A 16,515-nucleotide genomic window follows, 5' to 3' on the forward strand; every position below is an offset into this window, starting at 1 on the left:
TTGTCTTTGCGCCAGAACGTTGGCGCGACGTGAACATGCAAACCACACCCTATAATGATGAGCAATTTCAGCGGTTTTTAACAGACCGATTCTGCATGTAATTCTGTTGGGCGCACAGGAAAAAAATGTGATACAACAAATAACGCAACACGCAAACGATTAAGCATCCCTTCCTGTGCGTAGACCGCTCGCGCTCGCCGGGTTGGGCGCCACCGTTCACAACATAGACCGCAGGAAAGGGTCAATATAATGATTCCACAAATTTCTCAGGCACCCGGCGTCGTTCAGCTGGTGCTCAATTTTTTGCAGGCGCTGGAGCAGCAAGGGTTTACGGGCGATACGGCAACCAGCTATGCCGACCGTCTGACAATGTCGACCGATAACAGTATCTACCAGCTTCTTCCCGATGCTGTTGTGTTTCCTCGCTCTACGGCGGATGTCGCGCTTCTTGCCCGTCTGGCGGCGGAGCCGCGCTTTACGTCGCTGATATTTACCCCGCGAGGCGGCGGTACTGGCACGAATGGCCAGGCGCTAAACCAGGGCATTATTGTTGATATGTCCCGCTATATGAACCGCATTATTGAAATTAATCCTGAAGAGGGATGGGTGCGGGTAGAGGCGGGAGTGATAAAAGATCAGCTTAATGAGGCGTTAAAGCCGTATGACTATTTTTTTGCGCCGGAACTTTCCACCAGTAATCGCGCCACGCTTGGCGGTATGATTAATACCGATGCCTCTGGTCAGGGTTCGCTGGTCTATGGAAAAACGTCAGATCACGTCTTAGGCATACGGGCCGTATTGTTGGGGGGCGATATCCTTGACACGCAATCGATGCCCGTAGAGCTTGCCCGGACGCTGGGTGAAAACACAACGACGCCAGGCCGCATCTATCAGACCGTCTATCAGTCCAGCCTGGAAAACCGTCAACTTATCCTCGATAGCTTTCCAAAGCTCAATCGCTTCCTGACAGGCTACGATTTACGCCACGTTTTTAACGATGACATGACCCGCTTCGATCTCACCCGCATCTTAACGGGGTCGGAAGGGACGCTGGCGTTTATTACTGAAGCCCGGCTGGATATTACCCCGATACCCAAAGTCCGCCGTCTGGTGAATGTAAAATACGACTCCTTTGATTCCGCGCTGCGTAACGCCCCCTTTATGGTTGACGCGCGCGCCTTATCCGTCGAGACGGTCGATTCCAAAGTCCTTAACCTCGCGCGGGAAGATATTGTCTGGCACTCCGTTAGCGAATTGATTACCGATGTGCCGGATAAAGAGATGCTTGGCCTGAATATCGTGGAGTTCGCGGGTGACGATGAAGCGCTTATTGACGGACAGGTCGAGGCGCTGTGCCACCGACTGGATGGCCTGATGGCGCGTGCGGAAGCGGGCGTGATCGGCTGGCAACTTTGTAGCGATTTAACGGGGATTGAGCGTATTTACGCGATGCGTAAAAAAGCGGTAGGGCTGCTGGGTAATGCGAAAGGCGCTGCCAAACCGATTCCTTTTGCGGAAGATACCTGCGTGCCGCCTGAACATCTGGCCGATTACATCGCCGAATTTCGCGCCCTGCTGGATGGTCATGGCTTAAGTTACGGCATGTTCGGTCACGTGGATGCCGGGGTGCTGCATGTGCGTCCGGCGCTGGATATGTGCGATCCGCAGCAGGAACTGCTGATGAAACAGATCTCCGATGAGGTCGTCGCGCTGACCGCCAGATATGGCGGGCTGTTGTGGGGCGAGCATGGAAAAGGCTTCCGTGCGGAATACAGCCCGGCCTTTTTCGGCGAAGTCCTGTATGGCGAGCTGCGCAAAATAAAAGCGGCTTTTGATCCGCATAATCGACTTAACCCGGGTAAAATCTGTCCGCCGCAGGGGATAGAGGCGCCGATGATGAAGGTGGATGCGGTAAAACGCGGCACCTGGGATCGGCAAATCCCGCTGGCGGTACGGCAGACCTGGCGCGGCGCTATGGAGTGTAATGGTAACGGCCTGTGCTTTAATTTCGATGCGAAAAGCCCGATGTGCCCGTCGATGAAAATTAGCCTTAACCGGATCCATTCGCCGAAAGGGCGGGCGACGCTGGTGCGGGAATGGCTCCGACTATTGGCCGATCGCGGCGTCGATCCGTTGAAACTGGAAAAGGAGTTGCCAGAAAAACGCGCCAGCTTACGCACGCTGATTGCCCGCACCCGGAATAGTTGGCACAAACGCAAAGGCGAGTATGACTTTTCCCATGAAGTTAAAGAGGCCATGTCCGGCTGTCTGGCATGTAAAGCCTGTACGACCCAGTGTCCGATTAAAATCGATGTTCCGGAGTTTCGTTCACGTTTCTTACAGCTTTACCATACGCGTTATCTGCGTCCGGTACGCGATCATCTGGTGGCGACGGTCGAGACCTACGCGCCGCTGATGGCGCGTGCGCCAAAGACCTTTAACTTTTTTATTAACCAACCGGTGGTTCGTAATCTGGCGAAAAAACATATCGGTATGGTGGATTTACCTCTGCTTTCTGCCCCTTCATTGCAACAGCAACTGGTGGGCCATCCGTCTGCCAATATGACGCTTGAGCAACTGGAGCGCATGAGCGCCGAGCAAAAAGCGAAAACGGTACTGGTGGTTCAGGACCCGTTTACCAGCTACTACGACGCTCGGGTCGTGGCGGACTTTATCCGCCTGGCGGAAAAACTGGGCAGGAGGCCGGTATTGTTACCGTTCTCGCCGAATGGTAAGGCACAGCATATTAAAGGTTTTCTTAATCGCTTTGCGAAAACGGCGAAAAAAACCTCTGAGTTCCTTAATCGGATCGCCGCGTTGGGGATGCCGATGGTGGGCGTCGATCCGGCGCTGGTTCTGTGTTATCGCGACGAATACAAACTGGCGCTGGGCGAACAGCGCGGCGATTTTCATGTGTTGCTGGTGAATGAATGGCTGGCGCAGGAAATAAATGCAAGACTGTCCGTCGAGGTGAGCGGCGAACCGTGGTACTTTTTTGGTCATTGTACGGAAGTCACGGCTTTACCCGGCGCGCCTGCGCAGTGGGCCGCCATCTTTGCCCATTTTGGCGCGAAGCTGGAAAATGTCAGCGTAGGCTGCTGCGGTATGGCGGGCACTTATGGACATGAACTCACCAATCATAAAAATTCGCTGGGAATTTATGAGCTATCCTGGCATCAGGCGATGCAACGTCTACCGCGAAACCGCTGCCTGGCAACCGGCTATTCCTGCCGAAGCCAGGTTAAACGCATTGAAGGTACGGGCGTGCGTCACCCGTTGCAGGCATTACTGGAGATTATGGGATGATCTGGAAACGTGAAGTGACCCTCGATGCGCTTAATGCGATGGGGGAAGGGAATATGGTTGGCCTGCTTGATATCCGCTTTGAGCATATTGGGGACGATACGCTGGAAGCGACAATGCCCGTCGATCATCGCACCAAACAGCCGTTCGGCTTGCTGCATGGCGGCGCGTCTGTGGTGCTGGCGGAAAGTATCGGCTCGGTCGCAGGCTATCTGTGTACGCAGGGGGAGCAAAAGGTGGTGGGGCTGGAGGTGAATGCCAACCATGTACGGTCGGCGCGTCAGGGGCGCGTACGAGGCGTCTGTAAAGCGTTGCATACTGGGGCTCGCCATCAGGTCTGGCAGATAGAGATCTTTGATGAACAGGGACGTCTGTGCTGTTCTTCGCGTCTTACTACGGCGATTGTGTGACGTTGTCACCATAAAAGTGTGATGCATATTGCTTTTGGTCAAAATGTGCGCAGAAAAAGGTGATATACTGTGCACGTTTACACATAAGCGAGGATGATATGTCTACTGATTTAGACCCAACCCAACTGGCGATTGAATTTTTACGCCGTGATAAAACCGAACTTTCTCCCGCGCAGTATTTGAAGCGTTTAAAACAGCTGGAGTTAGAGTTTGCCGATCTCCTCACCCTCTCTGCAACCGAACTGAAAGAAGAGATCTATTTCGCCTGGCGGTTGGGCGTGCATTAATAAAGTCTGTGTAGGCCGGATAAGGCGTTAGCCGCCATCCGGCTATGTTACCAGGCAATCTCACCAGACACTGTCCCCCGGTAATAGATAATCCCCTTGATTTTGTTTAAAAAAAATACAGATCGCCATTTGTGCTAAAAAGGCGCGCGCTCTTTATGAGATTATTCTTATGCCCCTTCAAGAGCTAAGCCATTAAGAGTGCCGGAGATAAGCGCCGGATGGGGCCGGAACCCTTAAGCCTGTATTGAACAGACTTAAGGGTTTTTCTTTTCCGGGCGCGTAAAAAACTAAGGTCTGTCAATAACCGCCGGCATGTCGTCAGCCGTATGATTATTCAAAATACGGTTGGCCAGCACACCTGACATCATCGATCCGTTAACGTTCAGTGCCGTGCGGGCCATATCAACGATAGGTTCGATGGCAATAAAAATACCGACCAGCGCAACGGGAAAATTCAACGTCGACAGGACAATCAGCGCCGCGAACGTACCACCGCCGCCGACGCCGGCCACGCCAATAGACCCTAGCGCAATGGCAGGCAACATCGCGGCCAGAAAATGCAGCGAGAGCGGATCAATGCCGATGGTGGGCGCAATCATCGCTACCATAATAGCTGGATAAATCCCGGCGCAGCCATTTTGCCCCATACTGGAGCCAAACGAGGCGGAAATATTGGCAATGGTGCTTTGTACGCCAAATTTTTCCTGGGCGGAAATGGCCAGCGGAATAGAGGCTGCGCTGCTGCGGGAAACAAACGCAAAGGTTAAGACGGGCCAGACCATTCTGAAATAACGCGCTGGATTATTACCGCTGAGGACCAGCAAGATGGCGTGCACGATAAACATCATGAAAATCGCGATATAACAGGCGCCGATAAAACCAAGTAAGCTGGCGAATTGTTCAAGGTGGTATGATGAAAAGACGGCAGTCATTAATGCCATGACGCCATAGGGCGTTAATGCAATAACGATACGTACCATCTTCATGACCCAGATCTGAATAGCGTTAATGCCTGCGCTTAATTTCTGACCTTCTGCCGGTGCTTCCTTTTTGACTTTTAACAGGGCGATCCCCGCTATTAGCGTGAAGATAACGATGCCGATGACGGAAACACTTCTGGCTCCCGTAAGATCAAGAAAAATATTAGTCGGGATCAGCGATGTCACTAACTGGGGAATCGACACCGCGGCAGTCTTATTGACTTCTTCCGTAGTTAACATTGACGGCATGTGCATAAAAGCGCTGGCGTCAAGCCCCAGTATATGAGCGGTCAGTAATCCGATAAAACCGGCAGCCATCACCAGGCATAACATGCATCCGACGATCGTCAGCGACATTTTTCCGATGCCGGCGCTATTTTCCAGTTTATTGATGGCGGAAAGAATAGAAATAAAAATTAGCGGTATAGCGACCAGTTTTAACAGGTGGACGTAACCATTGCCGACTATGCTGTACCATTCGATAATGGTTTTAGTGTGATTTGCTGAAATAAAATGCAGGGATAAACCAATAACAGCCCCTAAAAAGATAGCGATAAAAACGCTTTTCGACAGGGAATCGCTTTTTTGATTAATTCTTAAGATGACCCACGAGAAAACCAAAAAAAGTGCGATATACGCGAGCGTAACAACCATATTTTAAGCCTCTTGCCTCATTCAGCACCTGAAATGCCGGAAAGAGTTTACATAAACCTATAGCCCAAACTGAGTTATAGAACCGCAGCGGATTATAAAGAGCGCAACGCCAGATATCCATACAAAAAATGGGGTTCTGACCTCGCCGCCCGGCAATGTCGACAGCCTATTAATTAAATAGTCATTTTCTATACATCTTTTCGTTTTTGACCCGCCAGAACGGTTAACATCTTATAAATCATTACTTATCAAAATATTAGGAGATTTTTTGTCTGTCGTATGACCTGGCGGACAGGGTCTATGCTTAATAAAAGGCGCTCAATATGACCATTTGTTGGAAAGTCCCTGCGGTTAAGGGGTTGAAGTGATAATCATTATCACTAACATGCTGTTATATCCTGGTGATTTAGAACGCGAGGTAACTCTATGGAATTGCATTCAGACACGTTTAACCCGGAGGACTTCCCCTGGCAAGGGCTGACGCTAACGCCAGCGGCGGCAGCGCACATACGTGAACTGGCAGCAAAGCAGCCGGGCATGTTGGGCGTGCGGTTAAGCGTAAAACAGACGGGATGTGCCGGATTCGGCTATGTTCTGGATACCGTTCGGGAGCCGGATAAAGACGATCTGGTTTTTGAAGCCGAAGGCGCAAAGCTTTTCGCACCGTTACAGGCGATGCCTTTTATTGACGGAACAGAAGTGGATTACGTACAGGAAGGGCTGAACCAGTTATTTAAATTTCATAACCCCAAAGCCCAGAATGAATGCGGCTGCGGCGAAAGTTTTGGGGTATAGGCGGTACTATGTCTCGTAATACTGAAGCAACGGAAGAGGTCGGCATCTGGACAGGCGGACGCCTTAATTACAAAGAAGGATTTTTCACGCAATTACCCACTGATGAACTGGCAAAAGGCATCAGCGAAGAGGTGGTGCGCGCGATTTCCGCAAAGCGTAACGAACCTGAGTGGATGCTGGAATTTCGTCTCAATGCCTATAGAGCCTGGCTGGACATGGATGAACCGCACTGGCTGAAGGCGCACTACGATAAACTGAACTATCAGGACTACAGCTATTACTCTGCGCCATCATGCGGAAACTGCGACGATAGCTGCGTTTCCCAGCCGGGAGCCGTACAGCAAACGGGCGCGAATACCTTTTTGAGTAAAGAGGTTGAAGACGCCTTCGAGCAACTTGGCGTTCCGGTTCGCGAAGGGAAAGAGGTCGCCGTCGATGCGATTTTTGACTCGGTCTCCGTAGCGACCACATACCGTGAAAAACTGGCGGAACAGGGCATTATTTTCTGTTCTTTTGGCGAAGCGATACACGATCACCCTGACCTGGTCAGGAAATATCTTGGCACCGTCGTGCCGGGGAACGATAACTTTTTTGCCGCGCTGAATGCGGCAGTCGCTTCCGATGGGACATTTATCTATATTCCCAAAGGCGTGCGTTGCCCGATGGAGTTATCCACCTATTTTCGCATTAACGCTGAGAAAACCGGTCAGTTTGAGCGCACGATTCTGGTGGCGGATGAAGGCAGCTATGTGAGTTATATCGAAGGCTGCTCCGCGCCCGTACGCGACAGTTATCAGCTCCACGCCGCGGTAGTGGAAGTCATCATCCATAAAGATGCTGAAGTAAAATATTCCACCGTACAAAACTGGTTCCCGGGCGACAACAACACGGGCGGTATTCTGAACTTTGTGACCAAGCGGGCGTTGTGCGAAGGGGAAAACAGCAAGATGTCGTGGACCCAGTCGGAAACCGGTTCGGCGATTACCTGGAAATACCCGAGCTGTATTCTGCGCGGTGATAATTCTATCGGCGAGTTCTATTCCGTTGCGCTGACCAGTGGACATCAGCAGGCTGACACCGGCACAAAAATGATCCATATCGGTAAAAACACGCGCTCAACCATTATCTCAAAAGGCATTTCCGCCGGCCACAGCCAGAACAGCTACCGTGGGCTGGTAAAAATTATGCCGACGGCAACCAACGCCCGAAATTTCACCCAATGCGACTCCATGTTGATTGGCGCGGACTGCGGCGCACATACGTTCCCGTATGTTGAATGCCGCAATAACAGCGCGCAGCTGGAGCACGAGGCGACAACATCACGCATCGGTGAAGATCAGCTTTTCTATTGTTTGCAACGCGGTATCAGCGAAGAAGACGCTATTTCGATGATCGTCAACGGTTTCTGTAAAGACGTTTTCTCGGAACTGCCGCTGGAGTTCGCCGTTGAAGCGCAAAAACTGCTGGCGATTAGCCTTGAGCACAGCGTCGGTTAATGATGAAGGAAAACCCATGTTAAGCATTAAAGATTTACAGGTCAGTGTGGAAGAAAAAGCGATTTTGCGTGGCCTGAATCTGGAGATTCGCCCCGGCGAAGTTCACGCCATTATGGGGCCGAACGGTTCCGGGAAAAGCACGCTCTCCGCCACCCTGGCGGGACGTGAAGATTACGAGGTCACCGGCGGCTCGGTTACGTTCAAAGGTAAAGATCTGCTTGAACTGTCGCCGGAGGAACGGGCGGGCGAAGGGATTTTTATGGCCTTCCAGTACCCGGTAGAAATCCCCGGCGTCAGTAACCAGTTTTTCCTGCAAACCGCGCTGAATGCCGTGCGCGCCTACCGCGGGCAGGCGTCGTTGGATCGCTTTGATTTTCAGGATCTGATGGAAGAAAAGATCGCATTGCTGAAAATGCCGGAAGATTTACTGACCCGTTCGGTAAACGTCGGTTTTTCCGGCGGGGAGAAAAAGCGCAATGATATTTTGCAAATGGCGGTGCTGGAGCCGGAACTGTGCATCCTTGATGAGTCGGACTCCGGACTGGATATCGATGCGTTGAAAATTGTGGCGGAAGGCGTCAACGCGTTACGCGACGATAAACGCGCTTTTATTATCGTGACCCACTATCAGCGCATACTGGACTATATCAAGCCCGATTACGTCCATGTCCTCTATCAGGGGCGAATTGTCCGATCCGGCGATTTTACTCTGGTCAAACAACTGGAGGAGCAGGGTTATGGCTGGCTTACCGAACAGCAGTAAAGCGCTACAGCAATGGCAGCATCTCTTTGAAGAAAAAGGAGAAAGTCGAACTGAGCAGGCAAGACAACATTTACAACAGATGTTGCGTCTGGGATTGCCGACACGTAAACATGAAGACTGGAAATACACGCCGCTGGAGGGCTTAACCCATAGCCAGTTTATTCAGCAGTGTACGACTATCAGCACCGCACAGCGTGATGCGCTGGCGCTGCAAATCGATGCCGTGCGGCTGGTGTTTGTCGACGGACGGTTTATGCCAGAGCTCAGTGATAGCACGCAAAACAGCGGATTTAACGTTAGCGTCAGGGATGAGCGCCAGACGCTTGCCGCGCCGGTACATCCCGAGGTTTTTCTGCATCTGACGGAAAGCCTGGCGCAATGTGTCACGTATATACAGGTACGGCGAAATCAGCGTCCGACCAGGCCGCTACTGTTACTGCATATCACGCAGGGCGTGGATGGCGACGAGCTGAATACCGCGCATTATCGCCACCATCTGGCGCTGGCGGAAGGCGCGGAAGCGACGGTTATTGAGCATTATGTCAGCCTTACAGCGGCAAAACATTTTACCGGCGCGCGTCTGACGATGAACGTTGCAGACAATGCGCAACTGCGCCATATCAAACTGGCGTTTGAAAATGCGTCCAGCTACCACTTTGCGCATAACGATCTTCTGCTGGCGACAGACGCCTCGGCGTTTAGCCACAGTTTTCTGCTGGGCGCCGCAGTACTACGTCACCACAGCAGCTCACAACTGAATGGTGAAAACGCGACGCTTCGACTGAATAGTCTGGCGATGCCGGTGAAAAATGAAGTCTGCGATACGCGGACATGGCTGGAACATAACAAAGGCTACTGTAACAGCCGCCAGTTGCACAAGACCATCGTCAGCGACAAAGGACGCGCGATCTTTAATGGCCTGATTAATGTGGCGCAACACGCCATTAAAACCGACGGCCAGATGACCAATAATAACCTGTTGTTGGGGAAACTGGCTGAAGTCGATACCAAACCGCAATTGGAGATCTATGCCGATGACGTGAAGTGCAGCCACGGCGCGACGATCGGGCGTATTGACGATGAGCAGATGTTTTATCTGCAATCACGCGGCATCAGACAGCAGGAGGCGCGGCACATGATTCTTTACGCGTTTGCCGCAGAGTTAACGGAAGCTATCCATGATAGCGCCCTTAAACAGCAGGTGCTGGCGCGAATCGGCCAGCGACTGCCCGGAGGCCTGGTATGACATTTCCTGTAGAAAAAGTACGGGCGGATTTTCCCATACTGCAGCGTGAAGTTAACGGCCTGCCGCTGGCTTACCTGGACAGCGCAGCCAGCGCTCAAAAACCTAATCAGGTGATTGATGCTGAATCTGCCTTCTACCGTCACGGCTATGCTGCGGTACATCGAGGTATCCATACGTTAAGCGCACAGGCGACCGAAAGCATGGAGAATGTGCGTAAGCAGGCGTCGCGGTTTATTAACGCCCGCTCCGCAGAAGAACTGGTGTTCGTGCGCGGTACGACGGAGGGCATTAACCTTGTCGCCAACAGTTGGGGAACGGAAAATATTCGCGCCGGGGATAACATTATCATCAGCGAGATGGAGCATCATGCCAATATCGTTCCCTGGCAGATGCTGTGCGAGCGCAAAGGCGCTGAACTGCGCGTGATCCCGTTGCATCATGACGGTACGCTGCGGCTGGAGACCTTAGCTGCGCTGTTCGATGACCGGACTCGACTGCTGGCCATTACCCATGTTTCCAATGTGCTGGGGACGGAAAACCCGCTGCCGGACATGATTGCGCTGGCGCGCCAGCATGGGGCGAAAGTGCTGGTGGATGGCGCCCAGGCCGTGATGCACCATGCTGTTGACGTCCAGGCGCTGGACTGCGATTTTTACGTTTTCTCCGGCCATAAACTTTACGGGCCGACCGGCATCGGCATTCTGTATGTTAAAGAGGCGTTGCTGCAAGAAATGCCGCCGTGGGAAGGGGGCGGATCGATGATTTCGACCGTCAGCCTGACGCAGGGAACGACATGGGCGAAAGCGCCCTGGCGTTTTGAGGCGGGAACGCCGAATACTGGCGGCATCGTCGGTCTGGGCGCGGCGATTGACTATGTGACGTCGCTGGGACTGGATAAGATTGGCGATTATGAGCAGATGCTGATGCGCTATGCGCTGGAGCAACTGGCGCAGGTGCCTGATATCACGCTATATGGCCCGGCGCAGCGGTTGGGCGTCATCGCGTTTAATCTGGGTAAACACCATGCTTACGACGTTGGCAGCTTTCTTGATAATTACGGTATCGCGGTACGAACGGGGCATCACTGCGCGATGCCGCTCATGGCCTGGTATGGCGTGCCAGCAATGTGCCGGGCTTCGCTGGCGATGTATAACACCCATGAAGAAGTGGACCGACTGGTGGCAGGATTAACGCGTATCCACCGCTTATTGGGATAACAGTGAGGTTTTATGGCTGCGCTACCGGATAAAGAAAAATTGCTGCGTAACTTTACGCGTTGCGCTAATTGGGAAGAGAAATATTTATATATTATTGAGTTGGGGCAGCGCCTGGCGGAGTTAAATCCGCAGGATCGCAATCCGCAAAATACGATTCATGGCTGTCAGAGCCAGGTGTGGATCGTGATGCGGCGAAACGCCAACGGCATTATCGAATTGCAGGGCGACAGCGACGCGGCGATCGTTAAAGGCCTTATGGCGGTGGTATTTATTTTGTACCACCAAATGACGGTGCAGGATATTGTGCATTTTGATGTCCGGCCATGGTTCGAAAGAATGGCGCTTACGCAGCACCTCACGCCTTCTCGTTCTCAGGGGCTGGAAGCAATGATTCGCGCAATTCGCGCTAAGGCCGCCACTCTTAGCTAAACTGTACAGACAGCGTTCTACCTGATGTCAAATCCTTTGTCGGACGGCGACGTCGCTTTATCCAGAGTGGACAGAGCGTATATTTTGTTGTTCTGATAAGCGAAGCGCTACCAGTCGTCGCAGAGGGCATCACCAGGAATACAGGAGGTTTGGTATGAAACGTGCGTCTTTCATTACGCTAACTATTATCGGCGCGTATAGCGCGTTACAGGCAGCCTGGGCGGTTGATTATCCATTACCGCCCGAAGGCAGCCGTCTTATTGGTCAGAATCAAACCTATACCGTACAGGAAGGTGATAAAAACCTGCAGGCTATCGCCCGGCGTTTTGATACGGCGGCGATGCTCATTCTTGAAGCGAACAATACGATTGCGCCGGTGCCTAAGCCCGGTACGCTAATTACCATTCCCTCGCAGATGCTATTGCCGGATGCGCCCAGGGAGGGCGTTATCGTCAACCTCGCGGAGCTACGGTTGTATTATTACCCGCCGGGAGAAAACCGCGTTCAGGTGTATCCCATCGGCATCGGTTTGCAGGGACTGGAAACTCCCGTCATGGACACCCGGATAGGGCAAAAGATCCCCAACCCGACGTGGACGCCGACGGCGGGCATACGCCAACGTTCGCTTGAGCGGGGGATCACGCTGCCGCCGGTGATCCCTGCCGGGCCAAATAACCCGCTGGGACGCTATGCGCTGCGTCTGGCGCACGGTAATGGGGAATATCTCATTCATGGCACCAGCGCGCCGGATAGCGTGGGTCTGCGCGTGAGTTCCGGTTGCATTCGCATGAACGCGCCGGACATCAAAGCGTTATTTGCGCAGGTCAGAACGGGGACGCCGGTAAAAGTGATTAATCAGCCGGTGAAATTCTCTGTCGAGCCGAATGGCATTCGTTATGTAGAGGTACACAGGCCGCTATCGCCGGAAGAAGAGCAAAACGTGCAGACAATGCCTTACGTATTGCCTGCGGAATTTACCGCGTTCAGAAACGCGCAAGGGGTGGATAGTCGCCTGGTCGATAAGGCGCTATACCGGCGAGCCGGGTATCCTGTCAGCGTGAGCGCCGGGCAGACGCCAGCGGTAAATACGACCGCAGTCGAATCCGCTCAGAACGGTTTTGTCGGGGAAGAGGGGCAAACGCGCGCGACGCAGTAGCCTTCGCAGCAAACGACGGACAAAAAAATGGCGCACGATGTGCGCCATTTTTATTACGCAGGTACTATTACTTACGGTATTTAGTAGCCTGGTTGTCCAGACGCTGGTTAGCGCGAGCTGCGTCGTCTTTAGCAGCCTGAACGTCGGAACGCATTGCGTTCACGTCGTTGCTCAGCTGGTCAACTTTAGCGTTCAGAGTCTGAACGTCAGAAGACAGCTGATCGATTTTAGCGTTGCTGGAGCAACCAGCCAGCAGAGTAGAACCCAGGATTACCGCGCCCAGTACCAGTTTAGTACGATTCATTATTAATACCCTCTAGATTGAGTTAATCTCCATGTAGCGTTACAAGTATTACACAAACTTTTTTATGTTGAGAATATTTTTTTGATGGGAATGCACTTATTTTTGATCGTTCGCTCAAAGAAGCATCGAAATGCATGAAAGTCCCTAAAAAACCGAAAGAAAACAGGGGGCTTCCATCGGATTCTTCTTAGATAATCCGCAATTAGATAGTAAAATCCGATTTGATTTTTTTATTAATAGTGGCTATCGATTAAATAAAAAAAGCGCCGGAAGGGCGCTTTTTTAAACAAATTAATTCACACAACAATTATTACAGTACGTGAACAGAGGCGGTGTTAGTGGTGCCGCTTGGAACCAGCGCGCCGGAGACCATCACGACGACGTCGCCTTTCTGGGCGAGGCCGCTTTGCAGGGCGACATCTTTGCCCAGACGGTAGAAATCATCAGTAGAATTGATTTCTTTCACCAGCTGCGATACCACGCCTTTGCTCAGTACTAACTGACGGGCGGTCACTTCATTGGTGGTCAATGCCAGGATGGTGGCGTCCGGGAAGTATTTACGCACGGCGCGAGCGGATTTACCGCCCTGGGTCGCTACCACGATCAGCGGCGCTTCCAGTTTTTCGGCGGTTTCTACCGCGCCGCGGCATACTGCTTCCGTAATGCGCAGTTTACGGCTGTCGTTGTTGTAGTCCAGACGGCTGTTCATGACGCGGTCGGTACGTTCGCAGATGGTCGCCATGATAGAAACGGCTTCCAGCGGGTATTTCCCTTTTGCGGATTCGCCGGACAGCATAACCGCATCCGTACCGTCGAGGATGGCGTTCGCAACGTCGCCTGCTTCTGCGCGGGTCGGACGCGGGTTTTTGATCATAGAATCCAGCATCTGAGTCGCGGTGATCACGACTTTACGTGCGCGGATACATTTTTCGATCATCATTTTCTGTGCAAAAATCACTTCTTCAACCGGGATTTCTACGCCCAGGTCGCCACGCGCAACCATGATGCCGTCGGAAGCTTCGAGAATTTCATCGAAGTTGTTCAGGCCTTCCTGGTTTTCGATCTTAGAGATAATCTGGATGTTTTCGCCGCCGTGGGCTTTCAGATGCTCGCGAATTTCGACAACGTCAGAACGTTTACGGATAAAGGACGCCGCAACAAAGTCAACGCCCTGCTCGCAACCGAAGATCAGGTCCTGTTTGTCTTTTTCAGCCAGCGCCGGCAGAGCAATAGAAACGCCCGGCAGGTTAACGCCTTTGTTCTCGCCCAGGTCGCCGTTGTTCAGCACCTTACAAATGACTTTATTGCCTTCGATGGCGGTCACTTCCATACCGATCAGACCATCGTCAACCAGTACGGTATTGCCAACGCTCAGGTCGCTGGTGAAGCCTTCATAGGTGACGGCAACGATTTCATTATTACCGACCACGGATTTGTCGGTGGTAAAAGTAAAGGTTTGACCCGCTTTCAGCGAAACGTCGTTACCGCCTTCCAGTTTAATGGTGCGGATTTCTGGCCCTTTAGTATCAAGCAGAATAGCGGCTTTTTTACCGGTTTTGCTCATCACGTTGCGCAAGTTCTGGATACGCTGACCGTGTTCTGCATAATCGCCATGAGAGAAGTTCAGACGCATCACGTTCATGCCCGCGTCCAGCATTTTGCTTAACATCTCTTCGGATTCGGTTTTCGGACCGATAGTACAAACAATTTTCGTCTTTTTCATGACAGTCTTAGTCTTTAAGTTGAGGAGGATATGGAAATCTGGCTTCGGGCGCGCACGGCCCGGAAGCTAAGCCTGTGTTGCTAAAGTGATGATGCCTCGCTCTAAGGATAGGTGACATCGAAAGAGCGTGCAGAGGAATGTGTGCTCGCGTTTCAGCCCAACGGGAAGGGGATAATTTTAGTCGTTGAGTTTTACAGTCCAATGCGCTGAAACCATTCAAGAGACAATTGGCGCGCATTATACGCTGAAATTTACAGAAAAGGAAAATGAAAACCCTGTTTCAAAAGACATCTGTGCAGATCCACAACGGTTTGTTATTACGCTGTTTACGATGTCGCTGGTGATGACGCCGCCCGAACAGGGGCGGCGTTGCGCAACAGCGGGTATTGTTGCGCATAATGTCAATCGAGCAACTTTTTGCCTTCCAGGTCGATGGCGATGTTTTGGTTATGCGCTTTTCGATAGCACAGAATCGCTATCCCGATCGCCGCCCAGCTAATTCCGAGTACCAGAGCGTGAATGTTCATGTTTAAACAGACGTAGCCGATGACGATCATCCCCATGATCGGCGAAATGACATGGGCGAAAATGCGCCGCTGGGCTTTCATCCGGAAATTGAACAGGATAAACACACATAGGTTCACGACAAAAAAGGCGAAAAGCGCGCCAAAGTTCACCAGCGTGGAGATAGATTCAATCTTGCCGGAAAACAGGTAGCTGAGCAGCAGGGTGACGCCGCCGGTAAACAGAATGGCATAATCTGGCGTTTTACGCGTGGTATGGACGTGAGCGAGGAAGGCAGGCAACATTCGGTCACGCCCCATTGAAAATAGCACTCTGGACACCGCCGTTTGCGCGGTAATAATGTTGCCGACGGCGCACACAAACGCCACAATGATGGAAAACGCCACTTTGAGCCAGATACCGCCAACGTTGCCGGCAATGGTGAAAAATGCTTCATTCGTCGCATTACCTTCCGCGAAGCGGTCGACATTACCGGTGGCGAAAGCCGCAAACGCTACAACGATAATAAACAATACCGTCGCCAAAACTAACGCCAACAGCGTTGCTTTACTGACGGCGCGTCCCCCGCCTTCGCTTTCTTCACTTAATGTACTGATAGCGTCAAAGCCGAGAAAATTCAGCGCAGCCACCGAAATCGCCGTCGCGATGAGCCCTGGGGTGAACCACTGTGAATCGAAAAAAGGCCGGAAGGAAAGCGTTATCTGACTACTGTCCTGCATCATCAGACGGACAATGAGTAGCACGAAAATCGCCAGAATACCGAGTTGAATAAAGACCAGTAACTTATCGAATTTCGCCGTTTGCTGTATCCCGAGATAGTTGATTCCGGTGCCAATAGCCACATAAATCAACGGCCAGACCCAGACCGGGATTTGCGGTAAAATAGCGTGGACCGCGACGCCGCCCAGCACTGCCACAAGCGTAGGGAACAAAAGATAATCCAGCAATAATATCCATCCGGTAAGAAACCCTACGGCGGGATTAATACATACGCCAGCATACGCATAGGCCGAACCCGACGAGGAGATATGCTGCGATAAGGTAGAGTAGCTGTACGCGGTAAAAAACATCGCGATAGCGCCAATAATATAAACCAGCGCAACCATACCGTGCGAAAGATTATAAACGACGCCATAAAGAGAGACTGGTGCGATAGGCACCATAAACACCAGACCATAAAGCACTAAATCGGTAAGAGACAATTTTTTGACTTTTTTCATGATAAAT

14 protein-coding genes are annotated in these 16,515 nt (G+C 51.9%); 10 read left to right on the plus strand and 4 right to left on the minus strand.

The features are described 5' to 3' along the window. Window positions 1-249: 249 nt before the first annotated feature. The 3 genes from ACLD4K_RS00365 to ACLD4K_RS00375 all read left to right on the plus strand — a co-directional run bounded on the left by ACLD4K_RS00365 (window position 250) and on the right by ACLD4K_RS00375 (window position 4,000). Window positions 250-3,306 (plus strand): FAD-binding and (Fe-S)-binding domain-containing protein, encoded by a 3,057-nt coding sequence (locus tag ACLD4K_RS00365; protein WP_411011184.1) that lies wholly within the window; start codon window positions 250-252, stop codon window positions 3,304-3,306. Then, window positions 3,303-3,713, plus strand: a complete 411-nt coding sequence (gene menI / locus ACLD4K_RS00370) for a 1,4-dihydroxy-2-naphthoyl-CoA hydrolase (RefSeq protein WP_000637926.1) — start codon at window positions 3,303-3,305, stop codon at window positions 3,711-3,713. The genes ACLD4K_RS00365 and menI overlap by 4 nt, the downstream gene beginning before the upstream one ends. A 98-nt stretch (window positions 3,714-3,811) precedes the next feature. Then, the gene (locus tag ACLD4K_RS00375; RefSeq protein ID WP_001537749.1) at window positions 3,812-4,000 is read left to right on the plus strand and encodes a YdiH family protein; all 189 of its coding nucleotides are present in this window, start codon (window positions 3,812-3,814) and stop codon (window positions 3,998-4,000) included. Between the two features lie 287 nt (window positions 4,001-4,287). Here the strand turns inward: ACLD4K_RS00375 and ACLD4K_RS00380 are convergent, their stop codons facing one another. Next, entirely contained in the window at window positions 4,288-5,634 is a 1,347-nt protein-coding gene (locus ACLD4K_RS00380) for a cation:dicarboxylate symporter family transporter (protein WP_411011185.1), read from the minus strand. A gap of 426 nt (window positions 5,635-6,060) precedes the next feature. Here ACLD4K_RS00380 and sufA point away from each other — a divergent pair, with 426 nt between their 5' ends. The 7 genes from sufA (at window position 6,061) to ACLD4K_RS00415 (ending at window position 12,736) form a co-directional block, all read left to right on the plus strand. After that, window positions 6,061-6,429: a Fe-S cluster assembly scaffold SufA gene (gene sufA, locus ACLD4K_RS00385; RefSeq protein WP_000418969.1), complete on the plus strand. Its 369-nt coding sequence runs from the start codon at window positions 6,061-6,063 to the stop codon at window positions 6,427-6,429. 8 nt (window positions 6,430-6,437) lie between these two features. Then, a complete protein-coding gene (gene sufB / locus ACLD4K_RS00390; protein WP_411011186.1) occupies window positions 6,438-7,925 on the plus strand; it encodes a Fe-S cluster assembly protein SufB in 1,488 nt (495 codons plus the stop codon). A 16-nt stretch (window positions 7,926-7,941) separates the two neighbouring features. Beyond that, window positions 7,942-8,688, plus strand: coding sequence for a Fe-S cluster assembly ATPase SufC (sufC, locus tag ACLD4K_RS00395; RefSeq protein ID WP_000948902.1), 747 nt, complete (start codon window positions 7,942-7,944; stop codon window positions 8,686-8,688). Then, the gene (sufD, locus tag ACLD4K_RS00400; protein ID WP_411011187.1) at window positions 8,663-9,934 is read left to right on the plus strand and encodes a Fe-S cluster assembly protein SufD; all 1,272 of its coding nucleotides are present in this window, start codon (window positions 8,663-8,665) and stop codon (window positions 9,932-9,934) included. The genes sufC and sufD overlap by 26 nt, the downstream gene beginning before the upstream one ends. Further along, window positions 9,931-11,151: a cysteine desulfurase SufS gene (gene sufS, locus ACLD4K_RS00405; RefSeq protein WP_411011188.1), complete on the plus strand. Its 1,221-nt coding sequence runs from the start codon at window positions 9,931-9,933 to the stop codon at window positions 11,149-11,151. Before sufD ends, sufS begins: the two co-directional genes overlap by 4 nt. A 12-nt stretch (window positions 11,152-11,163) precedes the next feature. After that, window positions 11,164-11,580, plus strand: a complete 417-nt coding sequence (gene sufE / locus ACLD4K_RS00410; protein ID WP_411011189.1) for a cysteine desulfuration protein SufE — start codon at window positions 11,164-11,166, stop codon at window positions 11,578-11,580. Window positions 11,581-11,734: 154 nt separating this feature from the next. After that, complete coding sequence (locus ACLD4K_RS00415; RefSeq protein WP_000817059.1) at window positions 11,735-12,736, plus strand: L,D-transpeptidase family protein; 1,002 nt, start codon at window positions 11,735-11,737, stop codon at window positions 12,734-12,736. A gap of 67 nt (window positions 12,737-12,803) precedes the next feature. Here the strand turns inward: ACLD4K_RS00415 and lpp are convergent, their stop codons facing one another. From lpp to ACLD4K_RS00430, 3 genes are all read right to left on the minus strand, one after another. Continuing rightward, a complete protein-coding gene (gene lpp / locus ACLD4K_RS00420; RefSeq protein WP_001082307.1) occupies window positions 12,804-13,040 on the minus strand; it encodes a murein lipoprotein Lpp in 237 nt (78 codons plus the stop codon). A gap of 310 nt (window positions 13,041-13,350) precedes the next feature. Then, a complete protein-coding gene (gene pykF, locus ACLD4K_RS00425; protein WP_000751447.1) occupies window positions 13,351-14,763 on the minus strand; it encodes a pyruvate kinase PykF in 1,413 nt (470 codons plus the stop codon). Between the two features lie 401 nt (window positions 14,764-15,164). Continuing rightward, the gene (locus tag ACLD4K_RS00430; protein WP_183059088.1) at window positions 15,165-16,508 is read right to left on the minus strand and encodes an APC family permease; all 1,344 of its coding nucleotides are present in this window, start codon (window positions 16,506-16,508) and stop codon (window positions 15,165-15,167) included. Between the last annotated feature and the right edge of the window lie 7 nt (window positions 16,509-16,515).

The sequence above is a fragment of the Salmonella sp. 741265055_HSA genome (genome assembly GCF_046569525.1).
GTDB classification, from domain to species: Bacteria; Pseudomonadota; Gammaproteobacteria; order Enterobacterales; family Enterobacteriaceae; genus Salmonella; species Salmonella enterica.